The sequence below is a fragment of the Campylobacter sp. IFREMER_LSEM_CL2090 genome (genome assembly GCF_025771865.1).
In the GTDB taxonomy this organism is placed as follows: Bacteria; Campylobacterota; Campylobacteria; order Campylobacterales; family Campylobacteraceae; genus Campylobacter_D; species Campylobacter_D lari_D.
The window spans coordinates 26,857-43,648 of sequence record NZ_JAKMRA010000010.1 but is presented as its reverse complement, the minus strand read 5'-3'; the positions used below and the strand labels follow the sequence as shown (position 1 = coordinate 43,648).

Genomic DNA, 16,792 nt, shown 5'->3' with positions numbered 1-16,792 from the left:
CTAAATTTTGATTTTATTTTTGCTAAAATCAAAATTTTATATATAATAAGGAAGCTTAAGCTATGGAAGAAAAGAAAATTTTATACACTAAAGACCCTTATAGAGAGCTTTTAATATTTGCTTCTGAAAATAAATGTGAAGTTGATGAACTTGATTTTAGGTTGTTAAGTTTTAGTACTTCTTATACTTATGATAATCAAGAATGGATAAAAGTTAATGAAAAAGAATTGAAAATTTTTGAAGAAGATGAGAAATTTTTAAATCATGAATTAAATATAGAACAAGAATATAAAATAGAAATTTATTTTAAAAAATTTGCACGCATTTCAACTTTTGAAGTTAGTTTATATACTAATGAGCTTTGTACTTTATTAAAAGCCAGCATTAGAGCTAGTGAAACTATTGCTTTTCATGACAAATTAGCTCTAGAGCTTTTAGAGGCTATTTATAAAGCGATGATAAAAGAAAAATATTTGCTTGGGTTTAGAATTTTTGATTTTAAAAAGCAAATTATTGATTTTAATGCTAAGGTTAAAGAGAAGCAAAAATTTGATTTTGAAGTTGAATTTGAAGTATGTAAAGGAATTAATCCGCAAGAGCCTACAAATGAAGAAATAAAATATCATTATTTAGAAAATCTAAAAAAGTATAATGATGTGATGAATAGAAACTATGTAGCACCTATAGGAAAAGACGAGGTGGCTATTGAGAGAATTAAGCCAAAAGAGGGTAGCGATGGCAAGGATTTAAGATTTAAAATTTTAAAAGCACTTCCACCAAAAATAAATAAAGAAAAAGTTATTTGTTCTGATAAATTTGAAGTTAAAGAAGATGATGAGAGTATAAAATATATTGCTAAAAAAGATGGTTTTATTATACAAAGAAAATCCATTTATGAGATAGAAAATTATTTAGAATTTAGTAAGGTTGATTTTAAAAGTACAGGTTCTATTTGGGCGGGTTTTGATAAGCAAGTTATTATTGTGATTAAAAATACAAACACTCTAGAAGATGCAATAGGTCCTAGAATTACTGTTGAGGCTCAGGAATTAGAAGTTACTGGTAATATGGCTCAAGATTCTGTTTTAAGAGGTAAAAAGATAATTCTTAAAGGCAATATGCATCATAAAAGCACTATTATAGGACAAAAGGTTGAGGTTAATATCTTAAGAGGATATTGTGAGGCTGAGGAGGTTTTTGCTGAAACTTTGGAAAATGGCTCTATCAAGGCTAAAAAAGTAAATATTAAAAAGGCTATGGGTGGAGAGATTATTGCTGATGAAATTTACATACAAGAACTCGGCGGAAATTGTTTATGTAGCGCTAAAAGTTTAATCCATGTTGAAAAAATTCAAGGCAGTGGAAATAAATTTATAATTCAAGATCTTAAAGCTTTTGGAGAAGAAAAAAGCGGAGAAGAGATACTAATACATGTTGATGGATTGAAAAAAGAACAAGAAAATTTAGCTAAAGAAATAGAAGAGACTAAACACACAATCAATATAAGTAAAGACTCCATACGAATTTTACAGCAAAAAGTAAAAGAATTAATGAGTGCAAAAAGAGCTATACCGCAAGCTTATAAAGCTACTATTAAAGATTTTAATCAAAAGATTGAAAATCTAAGTATTTTTGCCAATAAAATAGAATCTTTAAAAGAAGAAGAAAAAGCAAATATAGAAAAGCTTAAGAAAATTCAAGAAAAACTTTTAAAATCTAAGATTATTAATAAAAGTGGAAAATGGATGGATTTAAATGAAATTAAATTCATTTTGTTAAATCCTAGAAAAGAATTAAGCTATTATCCTCATGATGAAGAAAAAATTCAATGTTTTGAGCTTCAAAAAATTGATACAGAAAATGAGATGGAAGTTTTTGAAATTCGTGCTATTAGCAATTACAAGGAAGAAACTAAATGATAGTGGCAATAGAAGGAATAGTGAGTAAAAAAGAACCTACTTTTGTAGTTTTGAAAACTTCAAGTGGGGTAAGTTATGGTGTTTTTGTTTCGCTTTTTTGCTCAAGTAATTTTGAAAAAGATCAAAAGGTTGAGTTTTTAATCACACAAATTATCAAAGAAGACTCTCATAAATTATATGGATTTTTAGATATAAATGAGCAAAAAATGTTTGAGTTGTTGATTAAAATTAGTGGTATAGGAGCAACTACTGCTATGGCGCTTTGCTCAAGCTTAGATACTAATACTTTTTATGCAGCTTTGCAAAGTGGCGATGAGAGTGTATTTAAAAAGGTTCCTGGTATTGGTCCAAAGAGTGCAAAAAGAATTATAGCTGAGTTAAGTGATGCAAAAATCAATATAGAAAATTCTAATCAAGACCAAGCACAAGCTTTGGCAGCTTTACTTTCACTTGGTTTTAAACAAGAAAATATTTTAAAGGTTTTAAGAACTTGTGAGAGTAAAAATACTAGTGAGCTTATTAAAGAGGCTTTGAAAAAATTAGCATAATAAAAGGAAAAATATAATGATATATGGTGTAATTTTTGGCGCAAATTCTTATGAGCATGAAATTAGCATTGTAAGTGCTGTGGTATTAAAAAAAGTACTCAAAGCACAAAAAAAATTTATATTTTGTGATAAAAATAAGGAATTTTTTCTTATAGATGAAGAAAAAATGAATGCAAAAACTTTTAGCAGCGGTGCTTATAAAAAAGAAAAAGCCTTGGTGTTAAAGCAGGGTGGGTTTTTTATAAAAACTATGTTAGGTGAGAAAAAACTTGACATTGATATAGCGATAAATATCATACATGGAAAAGATGGTGAAGATGGCAAAATAGCTGCTTTGCTTGATTTTTATGGTATAAAATACATAGGCCCACGCATAGAAGCTAGTGTTTTATCTTTTAATAAGGTTTTAACTAAACTTTATGCACAAAGCGTAGGGGTGAAAACACTTGATTATAAGGTTTTAAATTTGCATAAAGAGCAAAATGTATCTTTGGATTTTCCTTGTATTTTAAAGCCTGCAAGATTAGGTAGTAGTATAGGTATAAGCATAGTTAAAGATGAAAGCGAGCTTAAGTATGCCAAAGATGTTGCTTTTGAATTTGATGAGGATGTTGTGATAGAACAATTTGTAAGTAACATTAAAGAATATAACTTAGCAGGTTGTATGATAGATGAAAAAATGGAATTTTCTATTATTGAAGAGCCTAGAAAAAATGAAATTTTAGATTTTGAACAAAAATATTTAGGTTTTTCAGAAAGTTCTAAAGTAAGTGAAGCAAATATTAGTGAAGAATTAAAACAAAAATTAAGGGATAATTTTATTAGAATTTATAATCCTTTATTTAAAGGAGCTTTGATTCGCTGTGATTTTTTTGTGATAGATGATGAGGTTTATTTAAATGAGATCAATCCAAATCCAGGATCTTTAGCAAATTATTTATTTGAAGATTTTACTAATGTAATTAATAGTCTAGCTAAAAATATAGAATTTGAAAAGCAAATTAAGATTGATTATGCTTTTATTCATAGTATTAATGGACAAAAAGGTAAGCTATAATCATGGCTACTTTTAGCAAAGATGAAATTTATACTGCAACTGAAGTGGTAAGAAATTTCAGTACTATGCTTGAAAAAACAAAAAAAAGTGAAAATGGTAGAGTGGTGATTGTAAAAAACAATAAATTTGAAGCTGTACTTTTGAACTTTGAAGAATATGAGCGTTTAAATGAAGCTGTGATGCTTTTAGAAAAGATTTACAAAGATAAAAAAGGCTAGAAATGGCAAAAACTAGAGTGTATTCTAATGGATATTTTTATAATTTAAGTTATGAAATCATCAATCCAAAATGCAAAAAAACAATTCTTATTTTACATGGTTGGGGTGCTAATAAAGAGCTTATGAAACAAGCTTTTGAAAAGCCTTTGAGTGATTTTAAGCAAATTTATTTAGATTTACCTGGTTTTGGAAATTCAAGTATAGATGCACCTATGGATTCTTATGCTTATGCAAAGGTTGTAGAAGACTTTTTAACTACGATAGAGCAAAAAGCAGATTATTTAATGGGGCATTCTTTTGGCGGAAAAGTTGCGACTATTATGTGCCAAAATGCTAATTTTCAAGGTTTGATTTTGCTTTCTAGTGCAGGCGTGGTTTTACCAAAAAGTTTTAAAGTGAAGTTTAAAATAGCCTTGTTTAAAATTTTGAAAAATCTCCCTTATGGGGATTTTTGGAGGAAATTTTTTATTAGTAAAGACGCTCAAGGCATGAATGAAGTGATGTATGAAACCTTTAAAAAGGTTGTTAATGAAAATTTAGAAAATGAATTTCAAAAGCTTAAAAATCCTATTTTGATTTTTTGGGGTAATGAAGATAAGGCTACACCTTTAAAAAGCGGAGCAATTATCCATTCTTTAGCACAAAAAGGGAAATTTTTTGCATTAGATGGGGATCATTTTTTCTTTTTAAAACATGCTGATTTTATAAATGAAAAAATACATGAGGAATTTTTAAAAAATGATTAGTATGATAGCTTTTTTAAGTTTGAATTTTTTACTTGGATTTTATCTGATTTTAGCCTTACAATGGTATTCTTATAAATTTTCACGCATATTTTTACACTTTTCCAAACCCTTATGGCATTTGTATTTTTTAATAATTCCTTATTTTGCTTTTGTGTTTTCTTTGTATAGTGGAAATTTTTATTTATATTTTATAGTTTTTGCTCTATCTTTACTATATGGTGGATATTTATATAAAAATTTAGATAAAAAGCTAGTTTTTACTGCTAGGATTAAGCGTTATTTTTTATTTTTGTTACTTTTTAGCTTGATATTTATGCCATTTTTTTGGATAGGTTTAGAAGCTTTAGTAGTTACATTTTTATTAAGCTTTTTTGTGGAAAAAATTAATCAGAAAAGTTTTATAAAAAAAGCAAGTAAAAAGATTTGTGATAATCCAAATTTAAAAATTATTCTAATAACTGCAAGTTTTGGAAAAACAAGTATAAAAAATTTTTTATACGAACTTTTAAAAGATGAGTTTAAGTGCTATAAGACTCCAAGAAGTGTTAATACTTTTATGGGTATAGTAAAAGATATCAATGAAAATTTGGAAAATAATACTGAAATTTATATCGTAGAAGCTGGTGCAAGAGAGCAAAATGATATTTTAGAAATTACAGAGTTTTTAAATCCTCAAATTTGCATAGTAGGTGAGATTGGTTTGGCACATTTGGAATATTTTAAAACTCAAGATAATATCCGCAAAGCTAAGTTGCAAGCTTTAAAATCCAAGCGTTTAGAAAAATACTTTTTACACTCAAGCACCTTATATGAAAATGAATTTTATGATGAGTATTTAAGTGATGTTAGGGCAAGTTTGGAAGGATTGGATTTTAAAATAAGATTAGATGATAGTATTTATGACTTTCATGCAAATTTACTAGGTGCTTTTAATGCTTATAATATTAGTGTGTGTATTTTGCTTGCACATTATTTAGGAATTAAAATAGAAAATATTACAAAAAGCGTATCGAATTTAAAGGCAGTAGAACATCGCTTGCAAGTGATTTCTAAAGAGCCTAAATTTATCATAGATGATGGTTTTAATGGAAATTTTAAGGGTATGAGTCAAAGCTATGAGCTTTGTAAAAGCTATCAAGGAAGAAGAGTTTTAGTAACTCCTGGTATAGTTGAAGTTAATGAAGAAGAAAATATAAAATTATGTAAAATTATTAATGAATGTTTTGATTTTGTGATTATTACTTCAGAGACTAATAGCGTGATTTTACAAAAACATATCACATTAGATTTTTATGTATTAAAAGAAAAATCTCAACTTGTGCAAACTTTATCAAGATTAACTCAAAATGGGGATCTGATTTTATTTTCCAATGATGCGCCAAGTTTTATGTAAAACCATTTAGCTTAAAAAGGCCAGATGGTCTCCATAAATTTTGTTCCCCAAGGCTTGCGTGTAGATTTGTCTATATCGCCTTCAGTTTTATAAAGAATTTTTGCATCAGCTATATATTTACTATCTATCATATTATCTTGAGAAATATCATAAGGTCTTATAACCCCACTTAGTTGAATGATTTGTTTTTCTCCATTGATTAAAAGCTCACGACTTCCTTCTATAAAATAATTTCCATTAGATAAAACCTTAATTACTCTAGCAGAAATTGTAGTTTGGAAATTTTCACTTCTAGTTTGACTTCCTGTGCCTTGATATTGTGAAGTACTTGCTGTGGTATAGCCTATATTTGTATAGTCATTAACAAAATCTCTAACTTTGCTAAGTCCAGCACCTGTAGTTATTTGTCCACCGCCTAAATTTACATTGTTGTTTTTGCTTGTAGATTTAGAGCCTTGTGAATTTTGTGTAGCATTTTCTCTAATGACTACGGTTACCAAGTCATTTACATTCATTGCTTTTTTATCAGAAAATAAAGGGTTATCTCCTTTACCAAACAGCGATCCAGGATTGCTTTGAGTATTATGATTTTGCTTAGGAGCTAGTTCTTCTACATAAGTAGGTGGTTTCATATTAATATGTGGATCAACTGTGGCACTACAGCCAAACATTACAAAAGGTAACAAGTAAAAATTAACATTTTTAAATTTCATAGCTTTATAACCTTATATTATTATGATGAATTTTAAAATAATTATATTATAAAAAACAATTATTTTGTTAAATAAAGAGGAAAAAATGAAATCTATGTTTTTATTAAACTGCATTGATGAAAAATTTTTGCAGCAGTGTTTAGAAAAGGTACGAGGTAAAATAGCTTTTTACTTTCCTGTTTTTTGTGAAAAAAATAAAGAAAAAATTACTTCATTTTGCACAAAAAGAAATCTTAAAATAGATTTTTTTAGTAGTTTTAAAAAAAATGAGTATCAAGGTAAATTCACTCAAAATTTAAATGATTTTTTTAAAAAAATTATTGAAGATTTTGAGAAAACAAAAAAAGAAAATGATTTTACTATAGTAGTTGGAGTAGATGATTTTGGCTTGATGGGGGATTTAAATTTGAATATAGCCTTAGCTAAAGAGCTAAACACTCCATTGTATGCAAAAAGTCAAGATGAAAATCATACTATGTTAAATTTTTTACTAAGCCAAAAGCTTAGCGACTTTGTTTTGTTAAAAGAAAATGAAGATTTTACTCAAGATTTATTACAAGAATATACTTATAAAACTCAGGCAAGATTTTCTTATGAGCTTTTTGAAAAAGCAAAAGCGGATAAAAAAATAGTAGTTTTACCTGAAAGTTTTGATGAAAGAGTATTAAAAGCTAGTGAATTTTTGATACAAAATGAAATTGTTGATTTGATTTTGCTAGGTGATAGCAATGAAATTTGTGCGAAAGCCAATAGTTTAAATATCAATATCGATGGTGTGCGTATTATAAATCCTAAAAATTCTCAATATAATGAAGAATTTGAAGAGCTTTTATATGAAGCTAGAAAAAGCAAAGGCATGAGTAAAGAAGAAGCTAAAAAACTCGTGCAAGATAAAACTTATTTTGCGACTTTACTTGTGCATACTCAAAAAGCCCATGCTATGGTAAGTGGTGCAAGTACAACTACTGCTGAAACTATTCGTCCTGCTTTGCAAATTATCAAAACAAAACCTGATGTGAGTTTGGTTTCTGGTATGTTTTTTATGTCTTTAGAAGATAAGGTTTTGGTTTTTGCTGATTGCGCTGTTATGCCAAATCCAACCCCTGAACAACTTGCTGAAATTGCTTATGTGAGTGCAAATAGTGCTAAAGCTTTTGGACTTGAACCTAAAGTGGCTTTACTTTCATATTCTAGTGGAGATAGTGGGAGTGGAGCTAGCGTGGATGCAATTAAAGAAGCTACTAAAATAGCTAAAGAAAAATATCCTCAACTTGAGCTAGAAGGTCCTATACAATTTGATGCAGCATATGATATGCTAACAGCAAAAAGTAAAATGCCAAATTCTAAAGTAGCAGGAAAGGCAAATGTATATGTGTTTCCTGATTTAAATGCGGCAAATATTTGCTATAAAGCAGTACAAAGAACAGCAAATTCTTTAGCTATTGGCCCGATTTTACAAGGTCTTAAAAAACCAATTAATGATTTAAGTAGAGGTTGCTTGGTGGAAGATATTGTTAATACTGTGATTTTAAGTGCTATTCAAGCACAAGAATAAGGAGAAAAATGAAAATATTAGTTTTAAATTCAGGTTCATCTTCAATTAAATTTAAGCTTTTTGAAAAAGATGAAGCCCTAGCATCTGGTTTAGTAGAAAAAATAGGCGAGCAAAGCTCTAAAATAGAACTAAAAGATCTAAAAAGTGGTCAAAAATACCAAAAAGAATTAGCAATTAAAGATCATGAGCAAGGTATTGAATTGGTAAATGAATTATTTGCTCAAAGTGGAATTTTACATGATTTAAATGAGCTTGATGGGTGTGGACATAGGATAGTTCATGGAGGTCCAAATTTAACTAAACATTGTTTAGTAGATGATGAAATTTTAAAAGAAATTGATAGAGTTTCTCATATAGCACCTTTACATAATCCTGCACATTTAATAGGTATTAAAACTATGATAAAAGCAGCTCCAAAAGTTCCCAATGTGACAGTTTTTGACACAGCTTTTCATCAAAGCATGCCTGATTATGCTTATATGTATGCTTTGCCTTATGAGTTTTATGAAAAACACCAAGTTAGAAAATACGGCTTTCATGGTACTTCACATTCTTATGTAAGTAAACAAGCTGCACATATACTTGGTAAAAATATTAATGAATTTAATGCAATTAGTGCTCACCTTGGAAATGGTGCGAGTGTTTGTGCTATAGAAAATGGAAAATGCGTAGATACTTCTATGGGCTTTACTCCACTAGAAGGTTTGATTATGGGAACTAGATGTGGTGATATTGATCCTGCTGTATTGCCATTTTTAGCAAAAGAATTAAATTTAAATCCATCTGATTTAGATACTATAATGAATAAAAAAAGTGGTGTTTATGGAATTTGCGGGTTTAATGATTTTAGAGATATTGAAGCGCAAATTGAAGAAAATAACGAAAAAGCAAGACTTGCTCTTGATATGTTTTGTTATCGTTTGAGTAAATATATTGGCTCATATTTTGCGATTTTACCTAGAGTCGATGCGTTGATTTTTACAGCTGGTATTGGAGAAAATGATAATATTGTTAGAGCAAAAGTTTGTCAAAGACTAGCACATTTGGGATTTGATATAGATTTAGATAAAAATACACAACTTAGAAATGGTGAGATTAGTAAAAAAGACTCTAAAATTAAAATTTTAATTGTTCCAACAGAAGAAGAATTAGAAATAGCTAAAATTACCACAGAACTTATTAAAAAATAAATAACCTTGAGTTTTAAACTCAAGGTTTGTTTTAAAATGCAGGAACTACAGCACCTTGGTATTTTTCATTGATAAAATCTTTTACTTTTTGACTTTGCAAAGCCTTTATTAAAGCTTTGATTTTAGGATTATCTTTATTATCTTGTGTAGTTACTAAGATATTTGCATAAGGACTTTCTTTACTTTCTATTAAAATAGAATCTTTTACAGGATTTAAATTTGCTGATAAAGCATAGTTTGAATTAATCACTGCAAAATCAACATCATCTAAAGCTCTTGGAAGTTGTGCTGCTTTTAACTCTTTAAATTTGATATTTTTTGGATTATCTTTAATATCAAGTGGAGTTTTTAATGCGATATTTTTAAAACTAACTAGTTTAGTACTAGCGATAATATCTAAAGCTCTGCTTTCATTTGTCGGATCATTTGGTACAGCTATAGTAGCATTTTGTGGAAGATCTTGGATATTTTTATATTTTTTAGAATAAACAGCCATTGGTTCGATGTGAACTTTTGCAACGCTAATTAATTTTGTGCCTTTATTGGCATTAAACTCATCCAAATAAGGTTGGTGTTGGAAGAAATTCGCATCAAGTTCTTTACTATCTGTACTAAGATTTGGTAAAACATAGTCATTAAATTCTTTAATTTCTAATGTGTAACCTTCTTTTTTTAATAAATCTTTAGTTTGTTCTAAAATTTCAGCATGAGGCACAGGTGTTGCACCTACAGTGATAACTTCATTAGCAAATAAACTTGCACCTAAAATTGTGCTTGCAGCGAGCAATTTTAACAATTTCATATTAACTCCTTTTTTATAGTTTTTTAAAATGTTTGATTATATTGTAAAAATATTAATAAGATGAGAAAAGTTTTATTTTTGTTTGTTTTTATATTCTTTAGAAAAGCATTTAAGTTCTTTTATAAATTTTATATAACCACCTTTATACCAACTTTTTTGAGCATTAATAAGGGCTTTTCCAATTTTATAAGAATAAGTATTTTGATTTTTAACACCCTCGCTTTTGTAATCATCATAGCTTGATAAAGGTGGAAGTTTAAGGTAAGGTTTTGTTTTCAAATCTTTTTGGTATTGTTTAGCTAGTTTTGTGTGTTTGTAATAAATCTTTAGTAGAGTAAAAGGTAAAAAAGGAATTTTTTTCTTATTCTTAGTGCACTCTATAAAGGCATAACCTAGTTTGTATGATAAATGATATCTTGTGCGTTGGATGGATTGCTTGTTGTCTTTGTGAAAAGAGCCTATATATTTACTTCCTCCAAGTTTTAACCATTTTTCATAATATTCTTGCCATTTAGGCCATGTTTGATTGCAAAATTTACTATTCCAAAAACGACTGTTGGTGCCACAAGCATGAACTATAGAAGCATTTTGTGTAAGATTTGTAAGATAATGAGTACTTCCCGTGTATTTGTCTTTTAAATTTTTGACTTTAAAGTGATTTTCATAAACCATTAAGGAAAAAATTCCTTGATCTTGCCAATTTTTAGTATTTTGTGAAAGATAGTTATAAATGAATTGATAACACTGTAAAGGATTTGGTATAAGATCGTTAAAGACTAAAATTCCTGTTTGATATACACGCTTATTAAGATATTTTTTTTCTAAAGGCAGTGCTGTGTGAATTAATGTTTTACCTAATCTTGCACCAAAATGATATTTTCTAGCTCTTAATTTACTAAGTTCATCTATACTTTTTAAAAGTAAAACATCAAAATCAAGATAGATAATACTTTCGCATTCATCTAAAAACTTAAAAGCTTCAAATCTTGCAAAAGCCATATGCGTCCATCTTCTTAAGAAAAATAAATTATTAATATCATTTTGATTTTTACTAAGAGTGGTTAAAAAATCTTCTTGAGTAAAAAGAATAAATTTAATTGTTTTATTTTTAACAATTTTTTGCATGATATTTTGATCATTCAAGCTAAAACCATCATGTAAAATGTAAAACACATCTACCTTTTCACCCATAACATCCATGATATTAATGAGCAAGGTTCCTATGGTAAAGCTTGAATTTTTAGTCGCTGCTAGTAAAATACCAAGTTTATGCTTCATTGTTTATCTTTTGGTGATTTTATAAAGAATATTTCCTATAAATTGTATGATTTGCACTAGTATAATTAAAATCACAACAGTTTGAATCATAATATCAGTTCTAAAGCGCTCATAACCATAGCGAATGGCCACATCACCTAAACCACCACCACCAACAGTTCCTGCCATAGCAGAAAAACCAATAATAATAATCAAAATTAAAGTAATACCATTAATAATACTTGGTAAAGCCTCGCTAAACATAACTTTAAAGATAATTTGTGCTTTACTAGCTCCATAAGATCTTGCTGCTTCAATGATAGCAGGATCAATTTCTTTAAAAGCACTTTCTATCATTTTGGCTAAATAAGGTGCAATTCCTATGGTAAGTGGTACTATGGTAGCAGTTGTTCCTATGCTAATACCAATGAGATATTTTGTAAAAGGACTTAAAACTACAATAAGTACTAAAAATGGAAAAGATCTTAAAATATTGATAATAAAATTAAGCACACTGTAAATGCTTTTATTTTCCCATAAGCCACCTTTATCAGTAACAGTAAGCACAATTGCAGGGATAAGCGCGATTAAAAAGGCTAAAAAAGTGGCTGTAAAACTCATATAAAGAGTTTCTAGTAATGCCGGATAAAGTATATTTTCAAAATTTCTTAAAATTGTTTCTAAGTTCATTACACAAGCTCCCAAATAACGCCATTTTCTTGTAAATAATTTAAAACTCTTTCTTGATCTTTAGCTTCTATATTGATCACCAAATTTCCTAAAGCATTGTTGTTTAATTTTTCTATCTTACCCCAAACTATATTAAAATCAATATTTAAACTTCTAGCCATATGAGTGATAATGCTTTGGTTTGCTTTTTCTTTGCAAAAGTATAAGCGCACATTAACTCCATTTAGTGGTAAAAAATCACTTTCCCCTAGAAATTCACGCATTTTTTCACTTGGTTTTAAGAATAAATCTTCGATTTTCCCTTGACCTATGATTTGTCCATGCTCTAGCAATACAGCCTTTTGTGCTATTTGTTTTACTGCCTCCATTTCATGAGTTACTAATACTACACTGATGTTAAATTCTTGATTGATTTTGGCAATAAGTTCTAAAATATTATTTGTAGTATTTGGATCAAGCGCAGAAGTAGCTTCATCACTTAGTAAAATTTTAGGATTTAAAGCAAGGGCTCTAGCTATGGCTACTCTTTGTTTTTGCCCACCACTTAGCTCATTTGGATAAGCTTTGCTTTTAGCTAAAAGTCCCACAAGATCTAAAAGTTCATTAACTCTTTTTTGAATTGTGCTTTTGTCAAAATTATGAATTTCTAAAGGCATAGCTACATTTTCAAATACATTTTTTCTACTCATAAGTGCAAAATGCTGAAAAATCATCCCTATATCTTTTCTAAATACTCTTAACTCTTTTTCTTTTAAAGTAGCTATTTCTTTACCAAAAACTTCCACACTACCGCTTTGATAATTTTCTAAACCATTAATACATCTTAGCAAAGTTGATTTTCCTGCCCCGCTGTGTCCAACAAGAGCATAAATTTCTCCTTCTTTAACTTCTAAAGAAACATCATTTATAACTAATTCTTTGCCATAATATTTTTTAAGATTTTGTATTTTTATCACTTATTAGCCTTCTAAATTAGAAATTTCATCATTGATTTTTTCAAGTTGAGTTTTAATGCTTTCAAGTTGAGTTTTATTTTGCTCAACAACCGCAGCCGGTGCATTAGAAATAAATTTTTCATTTTTCATCATAGCATCTAGCTTGTTAAATTCTTTTTCAAGTTTTGTTTTTTGACTATTAAGTCTATTTAAAACACCGCTTAAATCAAGATCTTGAGTTGGTATAAATACTTCTAAATTCTCGCTTACATCTCTAATGGATTTTTCCAAATTTGTATTGATAAACTCGATGTTTTCACATTTTGCAAGTGTTGAGATGAAATTAGTGTAATTTTTTAACTCAGCCATTAAACTCTCATCGTTTAATTTTATACAAGCTTTTTGAATTTTTGCATTTGCAAGTTCTACTAAGGTTTTTGCACGGCGTAAACTCACTATGCTTTCTATAATGATATTAAATAATTTTTCGATTTTTTCATCTCTAGAATTAAATTTAGGATATTTTGAAATCATTATAGATTCATGAGTTTGGATAGAAGTTTTACTTAACTCATGGTATAAATGCTCGCTAATAAATGGCATAAAAGGATTTAAAAGCTTTAATGCTTCTTTAAAAATACTTCCAAGCTCTTTTATGCTTGATTTTTCAGCCTTACTAAGTTCGATTCCCCAATCACAAAATTCATCCCAGAAAAATCTATACAAAGTATTTGCCGCATCATTAAAGCGGTAATTATCTAAATTTTCTCTTGTTTCTTTTACGCATACTTCAAAACGAGACAGCATGTATTTTGCCAAGTTAGTTTGAATTTTGCTTTTATCTAAATCTTCAAATTTTTCTTCATTTAAAAGTAAAAATTTGCTTGCATTATAAAGCTTATTCGTAAAATTTCTAACTTGTATGAGTTTGTCATTGCTTAATTTTATATCTCTACCTTGGATAGCTAAAAGAGCAAGGGTAAAACGCAAGATATCAGCACTGTATTCATCCACGCTTTGCACAGGATCAATGACATTACCTAAAGACTTACTCATTTTTCTACCTTGCTCATCTTTAACTAAAGCATGCAAATATATATCTTTAAAAGGAAGTTCACCTAAGGCATTAGTGCTTTGAAACATCATTCTAGCAACCCAGAAAAATAAAATATCAAAACCAGTGATTAATAAAGAATTTGGATAAAAATCTTTTAAATCATCTTTATGCCAAAGTGTATTTTTACCCCAGTCTTTATTACCCCAACCTAAAGTACTCATAGCCCAAAGACCTGAAGAAAACCAAGTATCTAAAACATCAGGATCTTGTTTGAAATTAGTGCTTTGGCATTTTGGGCATTGGCTTGGAGTTTCTTCGCTTGCCCATTCATGAGAGCATTCACAGTAATACACAGGAATTTGATGACCCCACCAAAGTTGTCTTGAAATACACCAATCTTTTAAATCTCTCATCCAAGCATTAAAACTATTAATCCAATGTGCAGGGTAGAATTTGCTTCCACCAAGATTAACTTTTTCTATACTTTCTTTTGCGATTTCATTTTTTACAAACCATTGTTTAGAAATATATGGCTCAACCACATTTTTACAACGATAGCAATATCCTACTTGATTAGTATAATCTTCTATTTTTTCAACAAAACCTTTTTCTTGTAATTCTTTTATAATAATATCTCTTGCATCTAATCTTTCTAAGCCTTTAAAATGCAAGCAATGTTCATTTAAAATACCTTTTTCATCAAAGATGGTAATAAATTCAAGTTTATGTCTTAAGCCTACTTCATAATCATTATGATCATGTGCTGGGGTCACTTTTACAAAACCTGTACCAAATTCCATATCTACATGCTCATCAGCAATAATAGGAATTTTTTTATCTATTAAAGGTAAAATGACATTTTTGCCTATTAAATGCTTAAATCTTTCATCGCTTGGATTAACCATCACAGCGCTATCACCAAAATAAGTTTCTGGTCTTGTGGTGGCTACTACGATATATTCTTGAGAATTTTCTAAGAAATATTTTAAATAATATAATTTTCCTTTATTTTCTTTGTGTTCTACTTCTATATCGCTTAATGCTCCATCATGAGTGCACCAATTTACCATGTAATTTCCACGCACGATAAGCTTTTTATCATAAAGATCTACAAAAGCTTTTTTTACTGCATTTACCAAACCCTCATCCATAGTAAAACGCAAACGACTCCAAGCGGGAGTGATACCCAAAATTCGCATTTGCTTAACTATGGTACCACCGCTTTGCTCTTTCCATTCCCATACCTTTTTTACAAATTCTTCTCTACCGAGTTCTTCTTTTTTAATGCCTTGAGCTAAAAGTTGTTTTTCTACAACATTTTGTGTTGCAATCCCTGCATGATCAAGTCCTGGCTGATAAAGAGTTTTGTAACCATCCATTCTTTTATAACGCGTTGTGATATCTTGTAGAGTACAAGTTAGAGCATGACCTATATGCAAAACACCTGTTACATTAGGTGGTGGCATCATAATACAAAAGTTTTTACCTTTTTCTTGAATTTTTTCATTACCATTGATTTCAAAATATCCGCGTTCTTCGCAAATTTTATAATATTCTTTTTCTAGTGATTTATCATACATAATTGCTACCTTGAGAATGAAAATAAATTGTTATGTTAGCTTAAAATTGTTAAAGAAGTTTTGAAATTTAGAAATTAGTTATAAAAACTAATTTCTACTTTACGATTATTTTGTCTTTGAGAATCAGACTTATCTTTAGTAGGATAGGTGTCTTTTCCCAAAGATTCTATTTCTATAACCTCAGTAAAACTAAAGAAATGTTTAGCCACATTCATTGCTCTATTTAATCCTATCATATAGTTTGCAAAAGTACTACCTCTATCGTCTGCATAACCTTGAATTTTAACTCTTTTGAGTATATCTTCTCTTGCTAGATTTTGATTGATTTTTTCAAGTAGATTTTCATTGCTGTATTCACTATATCCATTTCTTTCAAATAAAAATTTCAAATCAGAAATTTTAACATCTACATAATTGTATTTTTTCTTATTTTTAGCAAAAACAATATCTTTATTATATATGCTTAGTTTCATATTGTCATTTGAAAGCATATCGATAAAAATAGTTAAATTGTAATCTTGAGAATTAATTTTAACAGGATTAATCATTTCTTTTAACATATCAACCCTATAATCACTTAAACTTTTTCCATCCAATACATAAACTTTAACAAAATCATTACTTAATCTTGGTTCATATCTGCTAGTTTTACCTTTTGTAATGTATTCTTGCATAGTATTTTTATATTTTGTTGTTTTTTCTTTTTTTATGCTTGTTTGTTTGTTGTTTTCAACGAGAACTTTTTGTTCTTCTTGGGCTACTTTAGGAGTAATAGTTTCATTTTTAGAAACTTCAGCTATATTTGTTTGGGTTGTTGGCGCGACTTCTTGAGTGCTTGTATTTTCATCTATGATAGGATTATTTTGTACTGGAATTTCTTCTTTTAAAGACTCCGGATTTATTTGTTGTGATGGATAATAAGTATTATCACTTATATTATTTCTTTCTTGATTGTATTGAGTACTTGGCGGAGTGTAGCTTTGATAAGAACTACTTTTTTTATAATCATATACATAAGTATTTGAATCATCTTCAAAATACCACATATAAAAACCAATACTAGCGCCTATTAGCACCACAAAAGCTATACTAAAAGCAATAATACTTTTCATTTTTTATCCTTTGTGAAGTC

General features: G+C 28.8%; 14 protein-coding genes and 1 pseudogene. 8 read left to right on the top strand and 7 right to left on the bottom strand.

The window, feature by feature from the left end; genetic code table 11:
• Positions 1-62: 62 nt before the first annotated feature.
• Genes L8V85_RS07000 through L8V85_RS06975 form a run of 6 tightly spaced genes read left to right on the top strand, consistent with a single transcriptional unit; the run spans position 63 to position 5,881 of the window.
• Entirely contained in the window at positions 63-1,919 is a 1,857-nt protein-coding gene (locus tag L8V85_RS07000; RefSeq protein WP_263737729.1) for a FapA family protein, read from the top strand.
• A complete protein-coding gene (gene ruvA / locus L8V85_RS06995) occupies positions 1,916-2,467 on the top strand; it encodes a Holliday junction branch migration protein RuvA (RefSeq protein WP_220566641.1) in 552 nt (183 codons plus the stop codon). Before L8V85_RS07000 ends, ruvA begins: the two co-directional genes overlap by 4 nt.
• A gap of 16 nt (positions 2,468-2,483) precedes the next feature.
• Positions 2,484-3,524 (top strand): D-alanine--D-alanine ligase, encoded by a 1,041-nt coding sequence (locus tag L8V85_RS06990; protein WP_263737728.1) that lies wholly within the window; start codon positions 2,484-2,486, stop codon positions 3,522-3,524.
• A gap of 2 nt (positions 3,525-3,526) precedes the next feature.
• Positions 3,527-3,742, top strand: a complete 216-nt coding sequence (locus L8V85_RS06985; protein WP_087699049.1) for a type II toxin-antitoxin system Phd/YefM family antitoxin — start codon at positions 3,527-3,529, stop codon at positions 3,740-3,742.
• Between the two features lie 2 nt (positions 3,743-3,744).
• A complete protein-coding gene (locus L8V85_RS06980; protein ID WP_263737727.1) occupies positions 3,745-4,488 on the top strand; it encodes an alpha/beta fold hydrolase in 744 nt (247 codons plus the stop codon).
• The gene (locus tag L8V85_RS06975; RefSeq protein WP_263737726.1) at positions 4,481-5,881 is read left to right on the top strand and encodes a Mur ligase family protein; all 1,401 of its coding nucleotides are present in this window, start codon (positions 4,481-4,483) and stop codon (positions 5,879-5,881) included. The genes L8V85_RS06980 and L8V85_RS06975 overlap by 8 nt, the downstream gene beginning before the upstream one ends.
• A gap of 11 nt (positions 5,882-5,892) precedes the next feature.
• Here L8V85_RS06975 and flgH read toward each other — a convergent pair whose 3' ends face one another.
• Complete coding sequence (gene flgH, locus L8V85_RS06970) at positions 5,893-6,594, bottom strand: flagellar basal body L-ring protein FlgH (protein WP_133319229.1); 702 nt, start codon at positions 6,592-6,594, stop codon at positions 5,893-5,895.
• 85 nt (positions 6,595-6,679) lie between these two features.
• On the opposite strand from flgH, the gene pta reads away from it, so the two are divergent.
• Together pta and L8V85_RS06960 are read left to right on the top strand one after the other, a co-directional pair.
• Positions 6,680-8,149 carry a phosphate acetyltransferase gene (pta, locus tag L8V85_RS06965; RefSeq protein WP_318529733.1) on the top strand — a complete coding sequence of 490 codons (1,470 nt, stop codon included), beginning with the start codon at positions 6,680-6,682 and terminating at the stop codon, positions 8,147-8,149.
• A gap of 8 nt (positions 8,150-8,157) precedes the next feature.
• The gene (locus tag L8V85_RS06960; protein WP_263671581.1) at positions 8,158-9,339 is read left to right on the top strand and encodes an acetate kinase; all 1,182 of its coding nucleotides are present in this window, start codon (positions 8,158-8,160) and stop codon (positions 9,337-9,339) included.
• Between the two features lie 31 nt (positions 9,340-9,370).
• On the opposite strand, the gene L8V85_RS06955 is transcribed toward L8V85_RS06960, so the two are convergent.
• The 6 genes and pseudogenes from L8V85_RS06955 to L8V85_RS06930 all read right to left on the bottom strand — a co-directional run bounded on the left by L8V85_RS06955 (position 9,371) and on the right by L8V85_RS06930 (position 16,772).
• Positions 9,371-10,141, bottom strand: coding sequence for a MetQ/NlpA family ABC transporter substrate-binding protein (locus L8V85_RS06955; RefSeq protein ID WP_263671580.1), 771 nt, complete (start codon positions 10,139-10,141; stop codon positions 9,371-9,373).
• Between the two features lie 72 nt (positions 10,142-10,213).
• Positions 10,214-11,419, bottom strand: coding sequence for a glycosyltransferase (locus tag L8V85_RS06950; protein WP_263737725.1), 1,206 nt, complete (start codon positions 11,417-11,419; stop codon positions 10,214-10,216).
• A gap of 9 nt (positions 11,420-11,428) precedes the next feature.
• Positions 11,429-12,085: pseudogene (locus L8V85_RS06945) on the bottom strand (methionine ABC transporter permease); the annotation flags it as partial.
• Between the two features lie 2 nt (positions 12,086-12,087).
• Positions 12,088-13,044 (bottom strand): methionine ABC transporter ATP-binding protein, encoded by a 957-nt coding sequence (locus L8V85_RS06940; protein WP_263661301.1) that lies wholly within the window; start codon positions 13,042-13,044, stop codon positions 12,088-12,090.
• Positions 13,045-13,047: 3 nt separating this feature from the next.
• Complete coding sequence (locus tag L8V85_RS06935; RefSeq protein WP_263737724.1) at positions 13,048-15,660, bottom strand: valine--tRNA ligase; 2,613 nt, start codon at positions 15,658-15,660, stop codon at positions 13,048-13,050.
• A gap of 74 nt (positions 15,661-15,734) precedes the next feature.
• Positions 15,735-16,772: a hypothetical protein gene (locus L8V85_RS06930; protein ID WP_263666776.1), complete on the bottom strand. Its 1,038-nt coding sequence runs from the start codon at positions 16,770-16,772 to the stop codon at positions 15,735-15,737.
• Positions 16,773-16,792: the final 20 nt, after the last annotated feature.

What these genes read in the sequence shown, in the direction of transcription:
- flgH (WP_133319229.1), bottom strand. Translation starts at nt 6,594, where the DNA reads ATGAAATTTAAAAATGTTAATTTTTACTTGTTACCTTTTGTAATGTTT.
- L8V85_RS06980 (WP_263737727.1), top strand. Translation starts at nt 3,745, where the DNA reads ATGGCAAAAACTAGAGTGTATTCTAATGGATATTTTTATAATTTAAGT.
- L8V85_RS06960 (WP_263671581.1), top strand. Translation starts at nt 8,158, where the DNA reads ATGAAAATATTAGTTTTAAATTCAGGTTCATCTTCAATTAAATTTAAG.
- L8V85_RS06930 (WP_263666776.1), bottom strand. Translation starts at nt 16,772, where the DNA reads ATGAAAAGTATTATTGCTTTTAGTATAGCTTTTGTGGTGCTAATAGGC.
- L8V85_RS06990 (WP_263737728.1), top strand. Translation starts at nt 2,484, where the DNA reads ATGATATATGGTGTAATTTTTGGCGCAAATTCTTATGAGCATGAAATT.
- ruvA (WP_220566641.1), top strand. Translation starts at nt 1,916, where the DNA reads ATGATAGTGGCAATAGAAGGAATAGTGAGTAAAAAAGAACCTACTTTT.
- L8V85_RS06975 (WP_263737726.1), top strand. Translation starts at nt 4,481, where the DNA reads ATGATTAGTATGATAGCTTTTTTAAGTTTGAATTTTTTACTTGGATTT.
- L8V85_RS07000 (WP_263737729.1), top strand. Translation starts at nt 63, where the DNA reads ATGGAAGAAAAGAAAATTTTATACACTAAAGACCCTTATAGAGAGCTT.
- pta (WP_318529733.1), top strand. Translation starts at nt 6,680, where the DNA reads ATGAAATCTATGTTTTTATTAAACTGCATTGATGAAAAATTTTTGCAG.
- L8V85_RS06935 (WP_263737724.1), bottom strand. Translation starts at nt 15,660, where the DNA reads ATGTATGATAAATCACTAGAAAAAGAATATTATAAAATTTGCGAAGAA.
- L8V85_RS06955 (WP_263671580.1), bottom strand. Translation starts at nt 10,141, where the DNA reads ATGAAATTGTTAAAATTGCTCGCTGCAAGCACAATTTTAGGTGCAAGT.
- L8V85_RS06985 (WP_087699049.1), top strand. Translation starts at nt 3,527, where the DNA reads ATGGCTACTTTTAGCAAAGATGAAATTTATACTGCAACTGAAGTGGTA.
- L8V85_RS06950 (WP_263737725.1), bottom strand. Translation starts at nt 11,419, where the DNA reads ATGAAGCATAAACTTGGTATTTTACTAGCAGCGACTAAAAATTCAAGC.